Here is a 324-nt window from a genome sequence, read left to right as displayed (position 1 = left end):
AACGCATAAAGAACTGGTTCGAGAATTGCATTCGCTTTGGAAAGCGTGCTTTTTTGACGAATTTAAACCCTTCGTCAGCTTTCTCTCCGTCATTCTGTGTCTTTCTGAAAACGTCCCCTGCCCCAAACCCGCCTTTTAGTTTTCGCCGGTCGATACCGACGGCGACACCCTCGCCGCTATGCCCGTATGAACTGTTCCACATAACAATACCGTCCGCCTCTTCGGAAAAGCTTCTGATATAGGTTATCGACTCTTCGGCGCTATAGGCTTTCATTTTTTGCACCGCCTCTAACACAAACGGTTTCGCTTTGTCTTTCTTCAAAA

At 47.2% G+C, this 324-nt stretch carries 1 protein-coding gene; it reads right to left on the bottom strand.

What is annotated here, in order from left to right; genetic code table 11:
* On the bottom strand, nucleotides 1–274 hold a 274-nt coding region (locus tag AWU74_RS08800; RefSeq protein ID WP_162505147.1), incomplete at its 3' end, for a hypothetical protein.
* Nucleotides 275–324 lie beyond the last annotated feature (50 nt).

Source organism: Treponema endosymbiont of Eucomonympha sp. (assembly GCF_001028545.1).
The sequence above is the reverse complement of the archived record's forward strand: the minus strand, read 5'-3'. Positions and strand labels throughout refer to the sequence as shown.